Origin of the sequence: Achromobacter sp. MYb9 (genome assembly GCF_002975275.1) — a bacterium.
Lineage (GTDB): Bacteria > Pseudomonadota > Gammaproteobacteria > Burkholderiales > Burkholderiaceae_B > Achromobacter.
Map to the genome: position 1 here is coordinate 476,862 of NZ_PCOQ01000001.1, position 15,299 is coordinate 492,160.

General features: G+C 65.5%; 14 protein-coding genes. 5 read left to right on the plus strand and 9 right to left on the minus strand.

Annotation, left to right across the window (positions count from 1 at the left end):
- The first annotated feature begins 27 nt into the window (after window positions 1-27).
- Window positions 28-1,590: an ABC transporter substrate-binding protein gene (locus CQ050_RS02170; protein ID WP_105555184.1), complete on the plus strand. Its 1,563-nt coding sequence runs from the start codon at window positions 28-30 to the stop codon at window positions 1,588-1,590.
- Between the two features lie 365 nt (window positions 1,591-1,955).
- On the opposite strand, the gene CQ050_RS02175 is transcribed toward CQ050_RS02170, so the two are convergent.
- From CQ050_RS02175 to ytfE, 8 genes are all read right to left on the minus strand, one after another.
- A complete protein-coding gene (locus CQ050_RS02175; protein WP_105555185.1) occupies window positions 1,956-3,512 on the minus strand; it encodes an ABC transporter substrate-binding protein in 1,557 nt (518 codons plus the stop codon).
- 192 nt (window positions 3,513-3,704) lie between these two features.
- The gene (locus CQ050_RS02180; RefSeq protein ID WP_105555186.1) at window positions 3,705-4,325 is read right to left on the minus strand and encodes a GntR family transcriptional regulator; all 621 of its coding nucleotides are present in this window, start codon (window positions 4,323-4,325) and stop codon (window positions 3,705-3,707) included.
- 81 nt (window positions 4,326-4,406) lie between these two features.
- A complete protein-coding gene (locus CQ050_RS02185; RefSeq protein WP_105555187.1) occupies window positions 4,407-6,062 on the minus strand; it encodes an ABC transporter ATP-binding protein in 1,656 nt (551 codons plus the stop codon).
- Window positions 6,059-6,880 (minus strand): ABC transporter permease, encoded by an 822-nt coding sequence (locus CQ050_RS02190; protein WP_105555188.1) that lies wholly within the window; start codon window positions 6,878-6,880, stop codon window positions 6,059-6,061. The genes CQ050_RS02185 and CQ050_RS02190 overlap by 4 nt, the downstream gene beginning before the upstream one ends.
- A complete protein-coding gene (locus tag CQ050_RS02195) occupies window positions 6,877-7,821 on the minus strand; it encodes an ABC transporter permease (protein WP_006223711.1) in 945 nt (314 codons plus the stop codon). The genes CQ050_RS02190 and CQ050_RS02195 overlap by 4 nt, the downstream gene beginning before the upstream one ends.
- 58 nt (window positions 7,822-7,879) lie before the next feature.
- On the minus strand, window positions 7,880-8,749 hold the full coding sequence (locus CQ050_RS02200; RefSeq protein WP_105555563.1) for a hydrolase: 870 nt from the start codon (window positions 8,747-8,749) through the stop codon (window positions 7,880-7,882).
- Window positions 8,750-8,967: 218 nt separating this feature from the next.
- Window positions 8,968-9,885, minus strand: a complete 918-nt coding sequence (locus tag CQ050_RS02205; protein ID WP_105555189.1) for a DUF808 domain-containing protein — start codon at window positions 9,883-9,885, stop codon at window positions 8,968-8,970.
- 78 nt (window positions 9,886-9,963) lie between these two features.
- Entirely contained in the window at window positions 9,964-10,659 is a 696-nt protein-coding gene (gene ytfE, locus CQ050_RS02210; RefSeq protein ID WP_105555190.1) for an iron-sulfur cluster repair protein YtfE, read from the minus strand.
- 153 nt (window positions 10,660-10,812) lie between these two features.
- Between ytfE and norR the strand changes: the two genes are divergently transcribed.
- Window positions 10,813-12,339, plus strand: coding sequence for a nitric oxide reductase transcriptional regulator NorR (gene norR, locus CQ050_RS02215; RefSeq protein ID WP_105555191.1), 1,527 nt, complete (start codon window positions 10,813-10,815; stop codon window positions 12,337-12,339).
- A gap of 70 nt (window positions 12,340-12,409) precedes the next feature.
- On the opposite strand, the gene CQ050_RS02220 is transcribed toward norR, so the two are convergent.
- Complete coding sequence (locus CQ050_RS02220) at window positions 12,410-12,766, minus strand: gamma-glutamylcyclotransferase family protein (protein ID WP_105555192.1); 357 nt, start codon at window positions 12,764-12,766, stop codon at window positions 12,410-12,412.
- Between the two features lie 171 nt (window positions 12,767-12,937).
- Here CQ050_RS02220 and CQ050_RS02225 point away from each other — a divergent pair, with 171 nt between their 5' ends.
- The 3 genes from CQ050_RS02225 to CQ050_RS02235 all read left to right on the plus strand — a co-directional run bounded on the left by CQ050_RS02225 (window position 12,938) and on the right by CQ050_RS02235 (window position 15,169).
- Window positions 12,938-13,573 (plus strand): STN domain-containing protein, encoded by a 636-nt coding sequence (locus CQ050_RS02225; protein ID WP_146120995.1) that lies wholly within the window; start codon window positions 12,938-12,940, stop codon window positions 13,571-13,573.
- Window positions 13,570-14,085 carry an RNA polymerase sigma factor gene (locus CQ050_RS02230; RefSeq protein WP_105555194.1) on the plus strand — a complete coding sequence of 172 codons (516 nt, stop codon included), beginning with the start codon at window positions 13,570-13,572 and terminating at the stop codon, window positions 14,083-14,085. The genes CQ050_RS02225 and CQ050_RS02230 overlap by 4 nt, the downstream gene beginning before the upstream one ends.
- Window positions 14,086-14,188: 103 nt before the next feature.
- Window positions 14,189-15,169 carry a FecR domain-containing protein gene (locus tag CQ050_RS02235; protein WP_105555195.1) on the plus strand — a complete coding sequence of 327 codons (981 nt, stop codon included), beginning with the start codon at window positions 14,189-14,191 and terminating at the stop codon, window positions 15,167-15,169.
- The last annotated feature ends 130 nt before the right edge of the window (window positions 15,170-15,299 follow it).

Consider the following 15,299-nt stretch of genomic DNA (forward strand, 5'->3'; position numbering starts at 1 on the left):
GCGTCCGCGCAACCCGAGGAAATATCAATGAAGCATCATTGTCTGCACGCCGCGGTTGCGCTGGCGCTTGCCAGCCTGGCCGGCGCGGCGGTCGCGCAATCGGCGCCGCCGTTGCGTATTTCGCTGACGGCCGACATCCGCTCCACCGAGCCCGGCGTCAACCGCGACAGCAACAGCGACGCGGTCGTGCTGCACATCGTTGAAGGCCTGGTGGCCTACGGCGAGGACGCCGAAGTGCGCCCACTGCTGGCCAAATCGGTCGACATCAGCGCCGACGGCAAGACGTATACCTTCAAGCTGCGCGATGGAATCAAGTTCCACAACGGCAAACCGATGACGTCGGCCGACGTGCTGTGGACCTGGCAGCATTACACCGCCGCCAATTCCGGCTGGCGCTGCGCCAGCGAATTCGACGGCCGCGGCACGGTGAAGGTCACCGGCGTGGAAGCGCCCGATGCGCAGACGGTGGTGTATCACCTGGAAAAGCCCACCAGCCTGTTCCTGGCGTCGCTGGCCCGCACCGATTGCGGCGGCACCGGCATCCTGTCCAGGGATTCGGTCGGCGCGGACGGCGCCTGGATCAAACCCGTGGGCACCGGCCCATTCGAATTGGCTGAATGGAAGCGCGGCGAATATATCCGCCTGACCAAGTTCGCCGGCTATTCGAACCTGGATGGCAAGCGCGACGGCTATACCGGTTCGAAGCGCCCGCTGGTGGATGAAGTCCGCTTCATGATCGTGCCCGACGATTCCACCGCCAAGGCTGCTTTGCAGCGCGGCAACATCGACATCATCGAAGACGTGTCCAACAACGACGTTCCCGTGCTGCAAGGCACGCCGAATGTGAAGGTGGCCTACGCACCGGTGATGAGCATGACGGCGCTGCTGCTGCAGACCAAGGACCCGGTGCTGTCCAGCCCGAAGATGCGCCAGGCCTTGGCCCACGCCATCGACTACAAGCAATTGGCCGCGGCCGTGACCGAAGGCCTGGCCCAGCCCAACAATTCGATTGTGCCGCTGGTCTCGCCCTACCATGACGCGGTCCAGAAGCAAGGCTGGAATTACGATCCGGCACAGGCGCAGAAGCTGCTGAAGGAAGCGGGCTACAAGGGCCAGGAACTATCGATCCTGACCACCAAACGCTATCCGCAGTCGTATAACTCGGCGGTGATCGTGCAGGCGATGCTGCAGTCGATCGGCATCAACGCGCAGTTGTCGGTGGTGGAGTGGGCGACGCAGCTGGACCGCTATAACGCGGGCACCTACCAGATGATGACGTTCCCGTATTCGGCGCGCCTGGACGCGGCGCTGAACTACGAGATGGTGACGGGCGACAAGGCCAAGCAACCGCGCAAGGTCTGGGATAACCCAGAGGCCGCGAAGCTGGTGGCAGCGGCGTCCGTCGATACGGACCACGCCAAGCGGCAGGCCACGTTCGATCAGCTGCACCAGTTGTTCCTGGCGGATGTTCCCAGCATTCCGCTTTATAACGGGCTGGATATCGGCGCTTACCGGAGCAGCATCAAGGGGTATCAACCTTGGGCGGTGAAGAAGCCGCGTGCATGGGAAGTGGAGCGGGTTTCTCAGTGAGCGCCATCTGTATTAAGTAGGCCGCCCATCGGCGCCGCCACCCGGATGGCGCGCGCCCACGATTGCGGTCCGGAGCCTTCGCTCCGGACTGCCCCCTCGTCATCTTCGTTGGCGCCTGCGGCGCCTGCCTTCAGATTCCCTCGGGCGCATCGAGGTTGCGCGCCATCCGGGTGGCGCCGCCGACGGGCTACCAGCGTCTTGGATTGAGGCGCTGCCAGACCCGTGGTTAGTCAAGAGTCTTGCGGCGCCCGCCGAATTGCGGCCGCGCGGGCGGCCACAATCGGCATACATGTTTGGTGGCGTCGTGGCGATGCTTGCTTCGCACGGGCGTTACGCGCGCCGTGGGTATACGCCCCCGGGCCGGCCTATTTTCCTTCGACCACTTTGGTTTCCCACACGCGGGGCTTGCCTTCCCAGACCGAGAAGCCCTCGACGCGCTTGCCGACGGCCCAGGCGTCCGCGCCGTTGTACAGCATCAGCATCGGCGTCTGTTCCAGCATCAGCGCGTGCAACTGGTCGAAGAGTGCCTGGCGCTTGGCCGGGTCGGATTCCAGGAAACTTTCGTCGATCAGCTTTTGCGCGGCGGGGTCGTCCCAGACCTTGCGCGGCTGCTTGGCCTTGTCGCCGGCGAACTGCTCGAAACTGAGCGACGGGTCCAGCCGGGACGAAAACGAGAACGAGCTGACCTGATACTTGCCGGTGTTGTAGCGGTCCAGTTGCGTGGCCCACTCCAGCACTTCGATCTTGGCGTTGATGCCGACCGACTGCATCATGGCCTGGGCGATCACGGCCACCTGATAGCTGGGTACGTGGGCGCGCTTATTGGCGTAAATAACAATGGGTTCGCCCTTGTAGCCCGCTTCCTTCAGCAATTGCTGCGCGCGCGCCGGGTCGTACTGGTAGCTGCGCTTTTCGGCTTCCTTGTAGTAGGCCGATCCGGCGTAGACCGCCGAGTTGTTCAATTGGCCCAGCCCCTCCGACGCGGCGGCGACGACTTGCGGGATATCCAGCGCGGCGGCGATCGCCTGGCGCACCTTCACGTTCTTCAACACCGGGTCCTGGGTCTGAAACAGCAGCACGTGCTTGACGGCATCGTGCGGGCTGAAAACCGTCAGGTTCTTGGCGCTTTTCAGTTCGCCCACATCGGTGTTGGTGATCTGGCTGGCGTCGATGGCGCCAGACATCAGGCCAGCCTTGGACGTGGACGGGTCCGGCACCACCAGGAACTTCACCTCGTCCACCAGCGGACGCTTGGAACCGACGTAGCCATCCGGCTTATCGCCTTCGGGCGACACGTAGTCCTTGAATGCGGACAGCAAGGTGTATTCGCCGCGCTTCCAGTCCTTGAACATGTAGGGGCCCGTGCCGACGGGCTTGATCCACGATCCGTCGGCGGCGACCGAATCTTTTGAAATGATGGCGGTCATGCCGCAATCGGTGCGGGCCAGCGAATCCAGGAACACCGCCGACTTGCGGTCCACTTTCATGACGACGGTCTTCGCGTCGGGCGCGGACACGTCGGTGACTTTCAGGCCATTGCGGCCGTCGAAGTCGCTGCGGCAGCGCCAATCCGTCTTCGGATCCATGTAGCGCTGCCAGCTCCAGATCACATCGGCGGACGTCAGCGTGGCGCCGTTGTGGAACTTGACGCCGTCGCGCAGCGTGAAGGTATACGTCAAGCCGTCCGGCGACAGGTCCACCGACTTGGCCAACAGCGGGCCGACCGTTCCGTTCTCGCGGTAGCCGACCAGGCCTTCGACGATGTTGAGCACGACGCCGTCGGTGGTGTTATCGCGGTTGACGCCAGGGTTGGTCGACCGGATGTCCGCCGGTTGCGCCACGGTCAGCACGGCGGCGTGGACGGGGACGGCGGCAAGCGCCAGGGAGAGCGCGAGCGCCCTGGGAACAAAGTGGTGGTGCATGGAAAAGACTCCCCGGCGTGTGGCGCAGAATTCACGCATATATTGGCGCCAAAATAATCTGCTAATTATGGAGAGTCCACGGAGGGCCGCCATCGGGGGTATCCCTGAAACCCCCGCCAAAAACACCGCGGCGGCCCCCTTTGCAGGTGGGCCGCCGCGTGGGCGAAGCGCAATCCGGCACGTTGTGCCGCGTCAGGAGATATCCTGGCCCACGTGCTGAGCGATGATTTTTTGCAGCCGCTTCACGTCGCGCGCCTCCAGCGCGTCGACCATGTCGAAGTGCTCGCGGGCCGAGATCTCGATGCGCGAACGGGTCACCCATTCCTTGGCGGGTGCGGCGGGCCCGCGCGCGCGGGTTTCCTGGATCAACGCCGCCAGCTCGCGATTGCCGCACAGGTCGTACATGCCTGCGTGGAACGCCAGATTGACCTCGTATTGCTCCAGCAAGGTGCCGTCATGCAGCAGCTTGGCGAACCGTTCGGCCAGGGTGCGCAGCGCGCGCACCTTTGCCGCCGTGACATTCGGCATCAGGTCGGCCGCCGCCCCGGTTTCCAGCAGGATACGGATATCGCGGATCTGCAGGTGCTGGTCCGGGTCCATCGCATGGACGTGATAGCCCCGGTTCGGGATGTGCGCAATCACCCGCTTGGCGGCCAATTGGTCTAATGCCCGCCGCACGTCCAGACGCTTGGCGTCATAGCGTTCTTGCAGGTCGATTTGTTTCAACCAGGCGCCGGGACCATACACGCCCGACTGAATATCATGGGCAATACGGTCAACCAGGCCAGGTTGTGTCGCCGGCGCTTTCGGCATGGCCCACTCCCGTCAATCAATTCCAAAACGCGTATTTTAGGCGTAACTCCTTGCGGCGATAGCAGAGGATTCCCCCTGCCCTCACGCAATGGCCCGCAAGGGTTCGTGCCCGTCCAACCGCCAGCGCAGACGCACGCCGCCGGTATCGGTGGATTCCAGCGCCGGGATCGCCGACAGCAGGCTGCGCGTGTAGTCTTCCCGCGGCTGGTCGAACACCGCGTCGCGCGAGCCCTGTTCGACAATGCCGCCGTCGCGCATCACCACCACCCGGTCCGCCACCTGCTCGACCACGCCCAGGTCGTGGCTGATGAACAAACACGAAAAGCCGTGCCGTTCCTGCAGATCGGCGAACAGGTCCAGCACCTGCGCCCGCACGGTCACGTCCAGGGCGGACACGGGTTCATCGGCGATCACGAACGCCGGCCGGCGCACGATGGCGCGGGCGATGGCCACGCGCTGGCGTTGGCCGCCCGACATTTCGTGCGGAAAGCGCTTGGCGTACTCGGACCCCAGGCCCACCTCCGCCAACACCTCGTCGACCCGACGGCGCTTGTCCGCCGAAGACATGTTGTCCAGCATGCGCAGGCCTTCGCCCACCAGTTGGCCGATGGTCATGCGCGGGTCCAGCGATGAATACGGGTCCTGGAACACCATCTGGCAATTCAAGCGGTAGTCGCGCCAGGCCGCCGAGCGCCGGCTCACCGGCTGGTTGCGGAACAGGATCTGGCCGGACGTAGGCGCCAGCAGACCGGCGATCGCCCGGCCCAGCGTCGTCTTGCCCGACCCCGATCCGCCCACGACCGCCACGACCTCTCGCGGCTGAACATGCAGGTCGATGCCATTCAAGGCGCGCTTGGCGCCCGTGCGGGAAAACAACCGCTGATGGCCGGCGTAGTCCACCACCAGGTTCTTGACCTCGACGATGGGCGCCTCCGGGGCCAGCTTGCGGGCCGGCAGGCGGCGGGGCATCGCGTCCAGCAGCTTGCGCGTGTAGGGATGCTGCGGCCGCGCGAGGATGCCGGCGGTCGTGCCCGTTTCCAGCACCTTGCCGTGCTGCATCACCACCATGCGCTCGGTATAGCGCGCCACCATCGGCAGGTCGTGGCTGATCATCAGCACCGCCGTGTGGTGTTCGCGCGTCAGGTCCACCATCAGTTCCAGCACGTCGCGCTGCACCACCGCGTCCAGGGCGGTGGTGGGCTCGTCGGCGATCAGCAGCGCCGGCTCCAGCAGCATCACCGAGGCCAGCATCATGCGTTGACGCATGCCGCCCGAGAACTCGTGCGGCCAGGCGTCCATCGCCCCCTTGGGGTCGCGGATGCCCACGCGGCGCAGCATTTCAAGGATGCGTTCGCGACGCTGCGCCGTGGACAAGGACTTGCGGTGCAGTTTCAGGCCTTCGTCCAATTGGCGGCCGATCGGCATGGACGGGTTCAGCGAAGTCATTGGCTCCTGGAAGACCATGCCGATGCGCGCCCCGCGCAGCTTGCGCAGCACGGCCGGATCGGCCTTCGTCACGTCCACGCCCTCGAACAGAATGGCCCCGCCCGCGACCACCAGCGGCGCCGGCGTCAGGCCCATGATGGCGCGCGCCGCCTGGGTCTTGCCGCTGCCGGATTCGCCGACGATGCCGACCATTTCGCCCGGCGCGACCTCGAAGGACACGCCGCTGACGATCTCGCGGCCGCCGGCGCCCACTGTCAAGGTCAGGTTTGATACCGCTACCAGTGCGCTCATTGCACGCCCCTCATGCGGGGATCGAGACGGTCTCGCACCGCGTCGCCCAGCAGGTTGATCCCCAGCAGCGCGAGCGCAATGGCCAGGCCGGGAAGAATGGATAAATACGACGCCTGCGCCATGAACGGACGCGCGGCGGCCAGCATGTTGCCCCAGGTCGGCGCGGGCGGCGGCACGCCCAGGCCCAGGAAGGACAGCGCGCTTTCCGCCAGGATCACCCAGCCAAACATGGACGTGGCCAGCACGGTCAACGGCGCGACGCAGTTGGGCAGCACATGCCGGAACATGGTGTAGAGCTCGGAATTGCCCAGCACCCGGGACGATTCGATGAACTCCTTTTCGCGCAGGGACAGCACCGTGCCCCGCACGATGCGCGTCACCGATGGCGTGTAGGCCAGGCCCAGCGCCAGGATGATGCCGTACTTGTTGGCGCCCACCACGGCCAGCAGCCCCAACGCCAGCAACAGGCCCGGGAAGGCCAGCAGCGCGTTGTTGAATGCCATGATGATGCGGTCGGTCCAACCGCGCACGAAACCCGTCAAGGTGCCGATGGCGGTACCGGCCACAATGGCGAACGTCACGGTTAGCAGACTGATCCAGACGCTGCTTGCGGCCCCCGCCAACAGGCGCGACAGTTCGTCGCGGCCGAATTCGTCGGTGCCCAGCAGGAAGTCACCGCCGGGCGGCTTGAGCCGCGCGACGAAGTTGATCTTGAGCGGGTCATGCGGTGTCCAGAAAGCGCCCATGACCGCCGCGACGATCATCGCCCCGACGATCACGCCGCCCAGGAGCGCGTTAGCTGCGATTCGCTTTTTCATTCGGCGGTCACTCTCGGGTCGAAGATGGGATAGCAAAGGTCGATCAGCAAGTTCACGATCACGTAGACGACGCCCACGAACAGCAGGCAGCCCTGAATCACCGGGTAGTCGCGCGCGAAGATCGAGTCCACCAGCAGGCGTCCCAGTCCGGGAATGGTGAACACCGTTTCCACCACCGCAATGCCGCCCAGCAAATTACCCAGCACCAGGCCGATCAGCGTCCAGGTGGGACCGAAGGCGTTGCGGAACGCGTGGCGCATCAGCACCGCCGACTCGGACAGGCCCTTGGCGCGTGCATGGGTGATGTAGTCCAGCCGCAGCACTTCCAGCGTGCTGGCGCGCGCCATGCGCATCAACACCCCGATCTCGTGCAGGAACAGCGTCAGGATGGGCATGGCCAGGTACAGCAGGCCCGCTTTCCAGTCCTCGCCGATGGACACATAGCCCACCACGGGCAGCCATTGCAGCTTCAGGCCGAAGAAGATCAGCAGCAGCAATCCCAGCCAGAAGGTCGGGATGGACACCAGCAGGGTCGCCGAACCGACCAGGAACAGGTCGGGCCATTTGTTCTGCTTCCAGGCCGCGATCATGCCGGCGGGCACGGCGACCAGCGCGGCAAACAGCACCGCCACCAGCACGACGCGCCCGCTGATCAGGAAGCGGTCCCACACCAGGGGCAGCACGGGCTGCCCGGTGTTGATGGACGACCCCAGATCGCCGTGCAGCATGTTGCCGAACCAGATGCCGAACTGGGTCAGCCAGGTCTGGTCCAGCCCCAGGCGCGCACGCAGGTCCGCCAGCGCGGCCGGCGTGGCCAGATCGCCCAACAGCAGTTGGGCGGGATCGCCCGGAATCAACCGGATCATCACGAACACCGCCACCGCCACGATCAGCAGGGTCGGCACCGCCATGACAATCCGGGATAGCGCAAAACGCAGCATGGCCCTCTCCTAGTCCTGAACGCCGCGCGGCTGCGCGACGCGTCCGCGTCCGGCGATATCAATGATCAACATGTCGCAACTTGCGCAGCGCGCGCGCCAGGAAGTCCTGCACCTGGCCCACGCACTTCAGCCCGTCGTGCGGCACGTTCTCCACCAGGTCCAGCTCTGCTTTCACGCCCTGGGCTTCAAAAGAACGGCGCAACGCCTCCAGGCGCTCGGGGCGCGTCCTGCCGGCGTCGTTGGCACCCGGCATGAAGAATTTTCCGCCTTCACGATGGGTGATTTCCCACGTTTCCAGGTCGGCCTTGCCCACGATCATGTGAACGGCGACCTGCTTGAGCGCCTCGATGTCGACGCCCTTGCCGAAACGGGATTCGACGTCGCGCACGCCTACCCACCAGTCCTGGCTGGGGTCCAGCAGCGTGACCGAGCCCGGCGCGCCGATCGACACCGCCCACAGGCTTTCCGGATGCAGGTAGGCGAAACGGTTGACGAATTGGCCGCCGCCCGAATAGCCGAACAGGCCGAACTTTTTGAAATCGCGGCCGAATTTCTCACCGACTTCCGCCACCATGTCCAACAGGATCTGGTCGTAGCGGATATCGCCCTCGCGCAGTTGCTTGAAGCCGTCGCGGTTGCCGTCGCCCAGCGGACCCACGGGGAACAGCGGGCACAGCACGATGCAGTCGTTCCAGCGCGCGAACTCGGCGAACGCGTCGCGGTATTCCACGAAAGCGCGGCCGGTGCCGTGCATGATCACCACCAGCTCCATCGGGTGCTTGGCGGTATCGATGTGCGGCGGCACATACATGCAATAGGAAAAGCGCGGATCGGTGCGGGCTGCGAAGACAGTGCTGTGACCCAGGTCGTATATGGCCCGCGCGCGGGCGGCGTCGGGTTGGATGGCGGGAGCTGCGTTGGACTGCATGATTTCCTCGTTTCCATGGCCGCGGGCGGGCGCATGGTGTATGCCGGTGGTCAAAATAATAATCACATAAATTGGCGCCAATTCTATGCGTAGGTGTTTCCACCCAACAAGGCAGGGGATTCCCTAGGGCCAACAAGCCCAGGCCGGATAGGCCCGGCCGTTGTTTCAATCTTGGGGGAAGTATTGGGGCGCCGCGGGGGATGCGGCGCCCTGCCGCGTCAGCCTTTCTTGAACAGCCGCTTGACCACGCTGACCACGCCCAGCACCACGGCCCCGGCCACGATGCCGAACAGGGCGTTGAGCAAAGTGGACGTCAACGCGTGCACCACGGCGCCCCCGCCCACCGCGGCGGCGGCATGCTCGACGGCGGCGTGCACCGGCGCAATGCCATGGGTCAGGATCGCGCCGCCCACCATGAACATGGCCGCGGTGCCCACCACCGACAGGGTCTTCATCAGGTAGGGCGCCGCGCCCACGATGCGCTTGCCCAGCCAGGCCGTCGCCTGCGACCGCTTCTGGCTCAGGTAGAGGCCCAGGTCGTCCAGTTTGACGATGCCGGCCACCAGGCCGTAGACGCCTACCGTCATGGCGACGGCGATGATCGACAGCACCATCACCTGGCGCGTGAAATCGGCGTTCGCCACCGCGTCCAGGCTGATGACGATGATCTCGGCGGACAGGATGAAGTCAGTACGCACCGCGCCTTTGATCTTGTCGCGTTCGAAGGCAACCATGTCGACGGACGCGTTCTGCAGCGCTTCGGCGCGCGCGGCGTGATTGCCTTCGACCGACTCGCCATGCGGCAGGAACTTGTGGGCCAGCTTCTCCACGCCTTCGAAGCACAGGAAGGCGCCGCCCAGCATCAGCAGCGGCGTCACGGCCCATGGCAGGAAGGCGCTGATCAAGAGCGCCGAAGGCACCAGGATCAGCTTGTTGATGAAGGAACCCCGGGCCACCGCCCACACGACGGGCAGTTCCCGGTTGACCGGCACGCCGGCCACCTGCTGCGCGTTCAGCGCCAAGTCGTCGCCCAGCACGCCGGCCGTTTTCTTGGCCGCGACTTTGGTCATGACGGAGACATCATCCAGAATCGTGGCGATGTCGTCGAACAATGCGAAAAAACTGCTGCCGGCCATCAAGCATCCCCTGAGCCTTAAGGTGACCCGAGTTTACAGGCGGCACGGCCCGTTCGGCTGCAATACGGTTGGCCGTTTTCATTCCTTTTGTGTCGGGATCGGGCTGGGCGGTACCCGCCCCCCGGCGTCGTCGAACAGGATGTTGTTTTCCAGATGGATATGCGCCATCAGGTCTTCCTTGAACGTGCGGATGCCCAGATACAGCGCGCGCCAGGTATTGCATGCGGCGCGCGGCAAGGTCAGGTCGTTCGTCAGCGCCAGCAGGCGTTCCAATGCCACGCCATGGTCGTCGTGTTCCATGCGCATCACCATGATGGGCATGGTCGCCATCGCTCCGTGGCCGCGGGCCAGCATCGGAAACAGCACCTGCTCTTCCTTCTGCATATGGCTTTCCAGTTCCTGGTGCATCGTGCGCAGGTGGTCGGCCAGGCCAGTGGGGCAATCCGGGCTGTCGGCGTGCACCTGCTCGACCTTCAATGCCAGCCGGATCAGTTCGGGCAGCTGCTGGCGGTGCACGTCGTGATATCGCGCCAGGATGTGGTCGATGAGTTCGGCGGGCGATGCCGCGCCCCAGTCCTTTTCGTGGGGCGGATTCCGCGACAGCGCGATCAAGCGCGCTTCGATCTGCGTCGGGTCCAGCGACCGCTGGGCCGCGGCTTCGCCCAGGCTTTTCTTGCCGCCACAGCAAAAATCCAGTTCGTATTCGTGGAACACCTGCGTGGCGCCCGGGATGCTACGGGCCAATTGGCCCAGGGATTGCTCAACCATGCTCATCGCGTCTCTCCAGTGATCTTGACGGGTACCGGAGTAAGAGCGAAAACCATGCCAGAAAAACCTTGCTTTAAATCAAACACTTGCAAAACTTCGGGTAGATAACACCATCGCAGCCTGGGGTTTTAATCACCCCGCGACGGTAAAATCAACCCCATGCAAAACCTCCTGCTTGCCGACCTGGTGGCTGACCTGCCGCCCGCCATCCGCCTGCAACGGCTGGTTTCCAGCCTGCGCGCGCATTTCCGCTGCGGCGCCGTCGCCTTGCTTCAGCAGGAAGAGGATCACCTGCGACCCGTCGCGGTCGACGGCCTGACCCGCGACGCACTGGGCCGACGTTTCGCCGTGCACCAGCACCCGCGCCTGGCCGCCATTCTGTCCCGCCGCGGCGTCACCTGCTTCCATCACGACAGTACGCTGCCCGACCCCTATGACGGCCTGATCAATGGCATGGCCGGCGAACCGCTGCCTGTGCACGACTGCATGGGCACCAGCCTGCATGTCGAAGGCCAGCCCTGGGGCGTGCTGACGCTGGACGCGTTGCAAGTCGGCACCTTCGACGCCGAAGCCCAGTCCGAACTGCGCGACGCCATCGTGCTGGTCGAGGCCGCGTTGCGCACCACCCGGCTGGAAACCGAGATCCGCGCCCTGCGCGATGCCCGCGGCCCAGCTCCCGCCGACAACGTGCCCCCGGACCGCTACGAAATCCTGGGCAACAGCGCCCCCATCGTCCGTCTGCTGCATGAAATCGACGTGGTGGCTGATTCCGATCTGCCGATCCTGCTGCTGGGTGAAACCGGCGTCGGCAAGGAGTTGTTCGCGCATCGCGTGCACCGTCTGTCGCGCCGCGGTGGCAAGCCGCTGGTGCACGTGAACTGCGCCGCCCTGCCGGAATCCTTGGCCGAAAGCGAATTATTCGGCCACGCCAAAGGCGCGTTCTCCGGCGCGGTCACCGACCGGCCCGGCCGCTTCGAGGCGGCCAACGGCGGCACCCTGTTTCTGGACGAAGTCGGCGAGCTGCCGCTGCTGGTGCAGGCCAAGCTGCTGCGCGCCTTGCAGAACGGCGAGATCCAGCGCCTGGGCGACGACCGTCCCCGCACCGTGGACGTGCGCATCGTCGCCGCCACCAACCGCAGTTTGCGAGACTTGGTGCAAGCCGGGGATTTCCGCGCCGACCTCTATCACCGCCTGTCCGTCTACCCGGTGCCGATCCCGCCGCTGCGCGAACGCGGCAACGACATCCTGCTGCTGGCCGGCCGCTACCTGGAACTGAACCGGGCGCGGCTGGGCCTGCGCAGCCTGCGGCTGTCCGAAGACGCCGAGGAAATGCTGCGCCGCTATTCCTGGCCCGGCAATGTGCGCGAACTGGAACACGTGATCAGCCGCGCCGCCATCAAGGCGGTCAGCCACGGCGCCGACCGCAACGACATCGTCACGCTGGAAACCGGCCTGCTGGACGTGTCGGACCACGATGCGCCCATGCCCACGCCGGACGCGGGGTCCGACGATACGCCCGCCGTCGGCATCCCGTCATTGCGCGACACGGTGGACGCGTGCCAACGCCAGGCGATCCGCCGGGCGCTGCACGCGCATCAGGGCAGTTGGGCCCACGCCGCGCGCGCGCTGGACGTCGACGCCAGCAACCTGCATAAACTGGCGCGGCGCCTGGGCCTGAAGCCCTGACGCCCGGTGCGCAAAACAGAAAGGCCGCGAGGCGGCCCCTGAAAGCAGCATCCCGCAGCGGGAACGGGGATCACGCCTTGATGTACACCCAGGCGTGCACGCCGGATTTCAGCAGCACCGATACGCGCTTGTAGTCGGCGACTTCATAGCTGTCGGCCGCGCGCAGTTCATCCTGGCTGATTTCGAACACCATGCCCGGGACTTCGTCTTTAGGATCGTAGCTGGCGTACACGATCGGGTGCTGCGCCTTGCCGCTGGTCTTCAGGACCTGGGGGTCGGTAATGGCCACCCAATGCAGGACATAGCCCGTCATCGCATCGGGCCGCCCAGTCAATTCGCGGCCGAAAGTGGCCAGTTGCACCGTTTTGTCCTGCAGCGTCCCATAAGAGAAAAGCAGGATCGACGTTTCGTAGGAGTCATGCACCATCGTGTCCTTTAGGAGAAACCCCAGGCAAACGACTTTACACCAGCGTGTCCGAGCTTCACTGAAAGGACATCCCGGCGCAACAAAAGTTTAATCTTCGACGATTACCATGGCCGCTCTTTCGCTGCCTCACGGCGGTCTGCGTTGGATTTTCTTCTGAGGCACTTGCGCAACATGGTCGCCACCCTGGCCGTCGGCGCCGCCGTTGCCGCGTCACTCCCCGTGAACGCCGCCCCGCAGGCGGCCACTCCGGAGTATGTCTTCGACTGGCCGCGCCAGCCGTTGCACGACGCCTTGCAGCAATATGGCGAACTGACGGGCGATTCCGTCCTTTACGACACGGGGCAGGCGGCCGGCAAGACCGCCCCCGCGCTGACCGGCCGCTACACCGCTCGCGAAGCGCTGACGCGGCTGCTGGCGGGAACGGACCTTCAGGCGCATTACACGGCTCCCCGGGCATTGATGCTGATGCCCCGATTGCGCACGCCGGCCGCGCCCCCGCCGCCCGCCTCGCGCGCGGATCGCCAGCAATACTATGGCCGCCTGCAGAGCCGGGTGCTGGCCGCGCTATGCGCCCGGCCCGCCCTGCGCACCGGCGACTACCGGGTGGCGCTGCGCGTAAGCCTGGACCCGGCCCACGCGCTGTCCGACGTGAAGGTGCACGCCACCGGCCACCCTGACATGGAACCGGCGATCCGGGACGCGCTAAGCGGCGTGCCCATCGGCGCCCCGCCGGCGGGCTTCGGGCTTCCCGCCACCCTGTTGATCACGCCCGAGGCCGCGCGCCGCTACGGCGGCTGCGCGCCATGAGCGGCAATGGCCTGGCCGCGCTGCGGCGTCTGATCGTCGACCGCTACGACGCCATCAAGCATCAGGTGGCCCGCCGGCTGGGCGGCGCGTCCGATCTGGCGGGCGACGCGCTGCATGACGCCTACCTGCGCTTATCCGTGCGGGACGACCTGGATGCCGTGCGCCATCCGCAGTCCTATTTGGTCAATACCGCCGTGCACGTGGCCATCGACCGCATCCGGCAAGACGTGCGGCTGCTGAGCGAAAGCGAAGTCAGCGAATTCTTCGACGTGGCGGATGCCAGCCCCGGGCCGGGCGACGTGGTGCAGTCGCGTTCGGACCTGACCCGGATGTTCCAGGTGCTGGATGCGCTGACGCCGCGCCAACGGGACATCCTGCTTGCCGCGCGCGTCGAAGGGCTGTCGCGGTCGGACCTGGCCAAACGCTGGGGCATCTCGGTGCGGCTGGTGGGGCGCGAACTACAGACCGCGCACGAGCACTGCGTCCGTGCGATGACGCCGACGGAGGAATAATTGAAAGAAAGTGTTTATTTTCGGCCGTCGGGGTTCCGTTCCTGCTGTTTGAAAACGTCTAAGTATCAGCACGGCAGATAAGGCCGCGCAAGCACACTCCCCCATGAATTCCGACAGCCCCTCCGGCCCCCGTTCCGATTCCGCCCTTGAGCGCGAGGCCCATGCCTGGGCCCGCGTCTTGGCGACGGGATCCCCCACCACGCAAGACGGCCGGGCCTTCAATGCCTGGCGCGCGCAGAGCGCGGCTCATGAACGCGCCTGGGTGCAGGCGGCGCGCGCGTGGCGGGAGTTGGGGCAGATCACGCAAGCCTACGCCGCGAGCCGGCCCACGCCGACGCCCAAGCGGCCGGCGCCGGCGGTCTCCGGCAGACGGTGGTTCCTGGCAGGCGGCGCCGGTGCCTTCGCCAGCCTGGCCACCGTCGGGCTATTGCGCCCCCCCTTCGGTCTCTGGCCGTCGTGGGCCGAAGCCCACGCGGACTATCGCACCTTGACCGGCGAGCAACGCCGCATCGCCCTTGATGGCCAGCACGTGACGCTGGCGCTGAACACGCAAACCAGCGTCAACATTTCAAGCAAGGGCATGCAAACCCGTATCGAGCTGGTCTCGGGCGAAGCGGCCATCCAGGCCACCGGAAGCCGGCCATGCGAAGTGCGGGCCGGCGCCGCCCGTCTGCGGCTGGCGTCTGGCGACATCGAAGTGCGGCGGCTGCACGGCGACCGCGTCCACGTGCGCTGCAACAGCGGCCAGGTGGAACTGGCGCATGCCAATGCCACGCTGCTGCTGCCAGCGGGTCAACAACTGGGTTATGACGACGCCACCCTGGGCGCGCCTGCCGACATTGCGCAAACCGGCTCGGACTGGCGCGCGGGCATCGTCAGCTTCCACGACCTGCCCCTCGACCTGGCCGTGGACGAGATCAACCGCTACCGGCCGGGACGCGTGGTGCTGATGAACGATGCGCTGGCGCGCCACCGCTTGAGCGCGCGCTATGAAGTGAAGAACCTGGACCAGGCCATCGCGCAGATCCGGCAGCTGTACGGCGCGTCCGTGCGGCGGGTGGGCGATGTCGTATTCCTGAGTTGAAAAACGCGCTTGTCATAAAAAATTCACGCGGATTCCTGTACCGAGTCCCAAGGCGTCGTTCGACTAGATGAGTAAGCGGGCACGGTGGCCTAGTCACTGCCGCCCTTCATCGACATCCTTGAATCACGCC

Bases quoted from the DNA above. Each gene is read 5' to 3' on its own strand.
- CQ050_RS02170 (WP_105555184.1), top strand. From the start codon at position 28: ATGAAGCATCATTGTCTGCACGCCGCGGTTGCGCTGGCGCTTGCCAGC.
- CQ050_RS02175 (WP_105555185.1), bottom strand. From the start codon at position 3,512: ATGCACCACCACTTTGTTCCCAGGGCGCTCGCGCTCTCCCTGGCGCTT.
- CQ050_RS02180 (WP_105555186.1), bottom strand. From the start codon at position 4,325: ATGCCGAAAGCGCCGGCGACACAACCTGGCCTGGTTGACCGTATTGCC.
- CQ050_RS02185 (WP_105555187.1), bottom strand. From the start codon at position 6,062: ATGAGCGCACTGGTAGCGGTATCAAACCTGACCTTGACAGTGGGCGCC.
- CQ050_RS02190 (WP_105555188.1), bottom strand. From the start codon at position 6,880: ATGAAAAAGCGAATCGCAGCTAACGCGCTCCTGGGCGGCGTGATCGTC.
- CQ050_RS02195 (WP_006223711.1), bottom strand. From the start codon at position 7,821: ATGCTGCGTTTTGCGCTATCCCGGATTGTCATGGCGGTGCCGACCCTG.
- CQ050_RS02200 (WP_105555563.1), bottom strand. From the start codon at position 8,749: ATGCAGTCCAACGCAGCTCCCGCCATCCAACCCGACGCCGCCCGCGCG.
- CQ050_RS02205 (WP_105555189.1), bottom strand. From the start codon at position 9,885: ATGGCCGGCAGCAGTTTTTTCGCATTGTTCGACGACATCGCCACGATT.
- ytfE (WP_105555190.1), bottom strand. From the start codon at position 10,659: ATGAGCATGGTTGAGCAATCCCTGGGCCAATTGGCCCGTAGCATCCCG.
- norR (WP_105555191.1), top strand. From the start codon at position 10,813: ATGCAAAACCTCCTGCTTGCCGACCTGGTGGCTGACCTGCCGCCCGCC.
- CQ050_RS02220 (WP_105555192.1), bottom strand. From the start codon at position 12,766: ATGGTGCATGACTCCTACGAAACGTCGATCCTGCTTTTCTCTTATGGG.
- CQ050_RS02225 (WP_146120995.1), top strand. From the start codon at position 12,938: ATGGTCGCCACCCTGGCCGTCGGCGCCGCCGTTGCCGCGTCACTCCCC.
- CQ050_RS02230 (WP_105555194.1), top strand. From the start codon at position 13,570: ATGAGCGGCAATGGCCTGGCCGCGCTGCGGCGTCTGATCGTCGACCGC.
- CQ050_RS02235 (WP_105555195.1), top strand. From the start codon at position 14,189: ATGAATTCCGACAGCCCCTCCGGCCCCCGTTCCGATTCCGCCCTTGAG.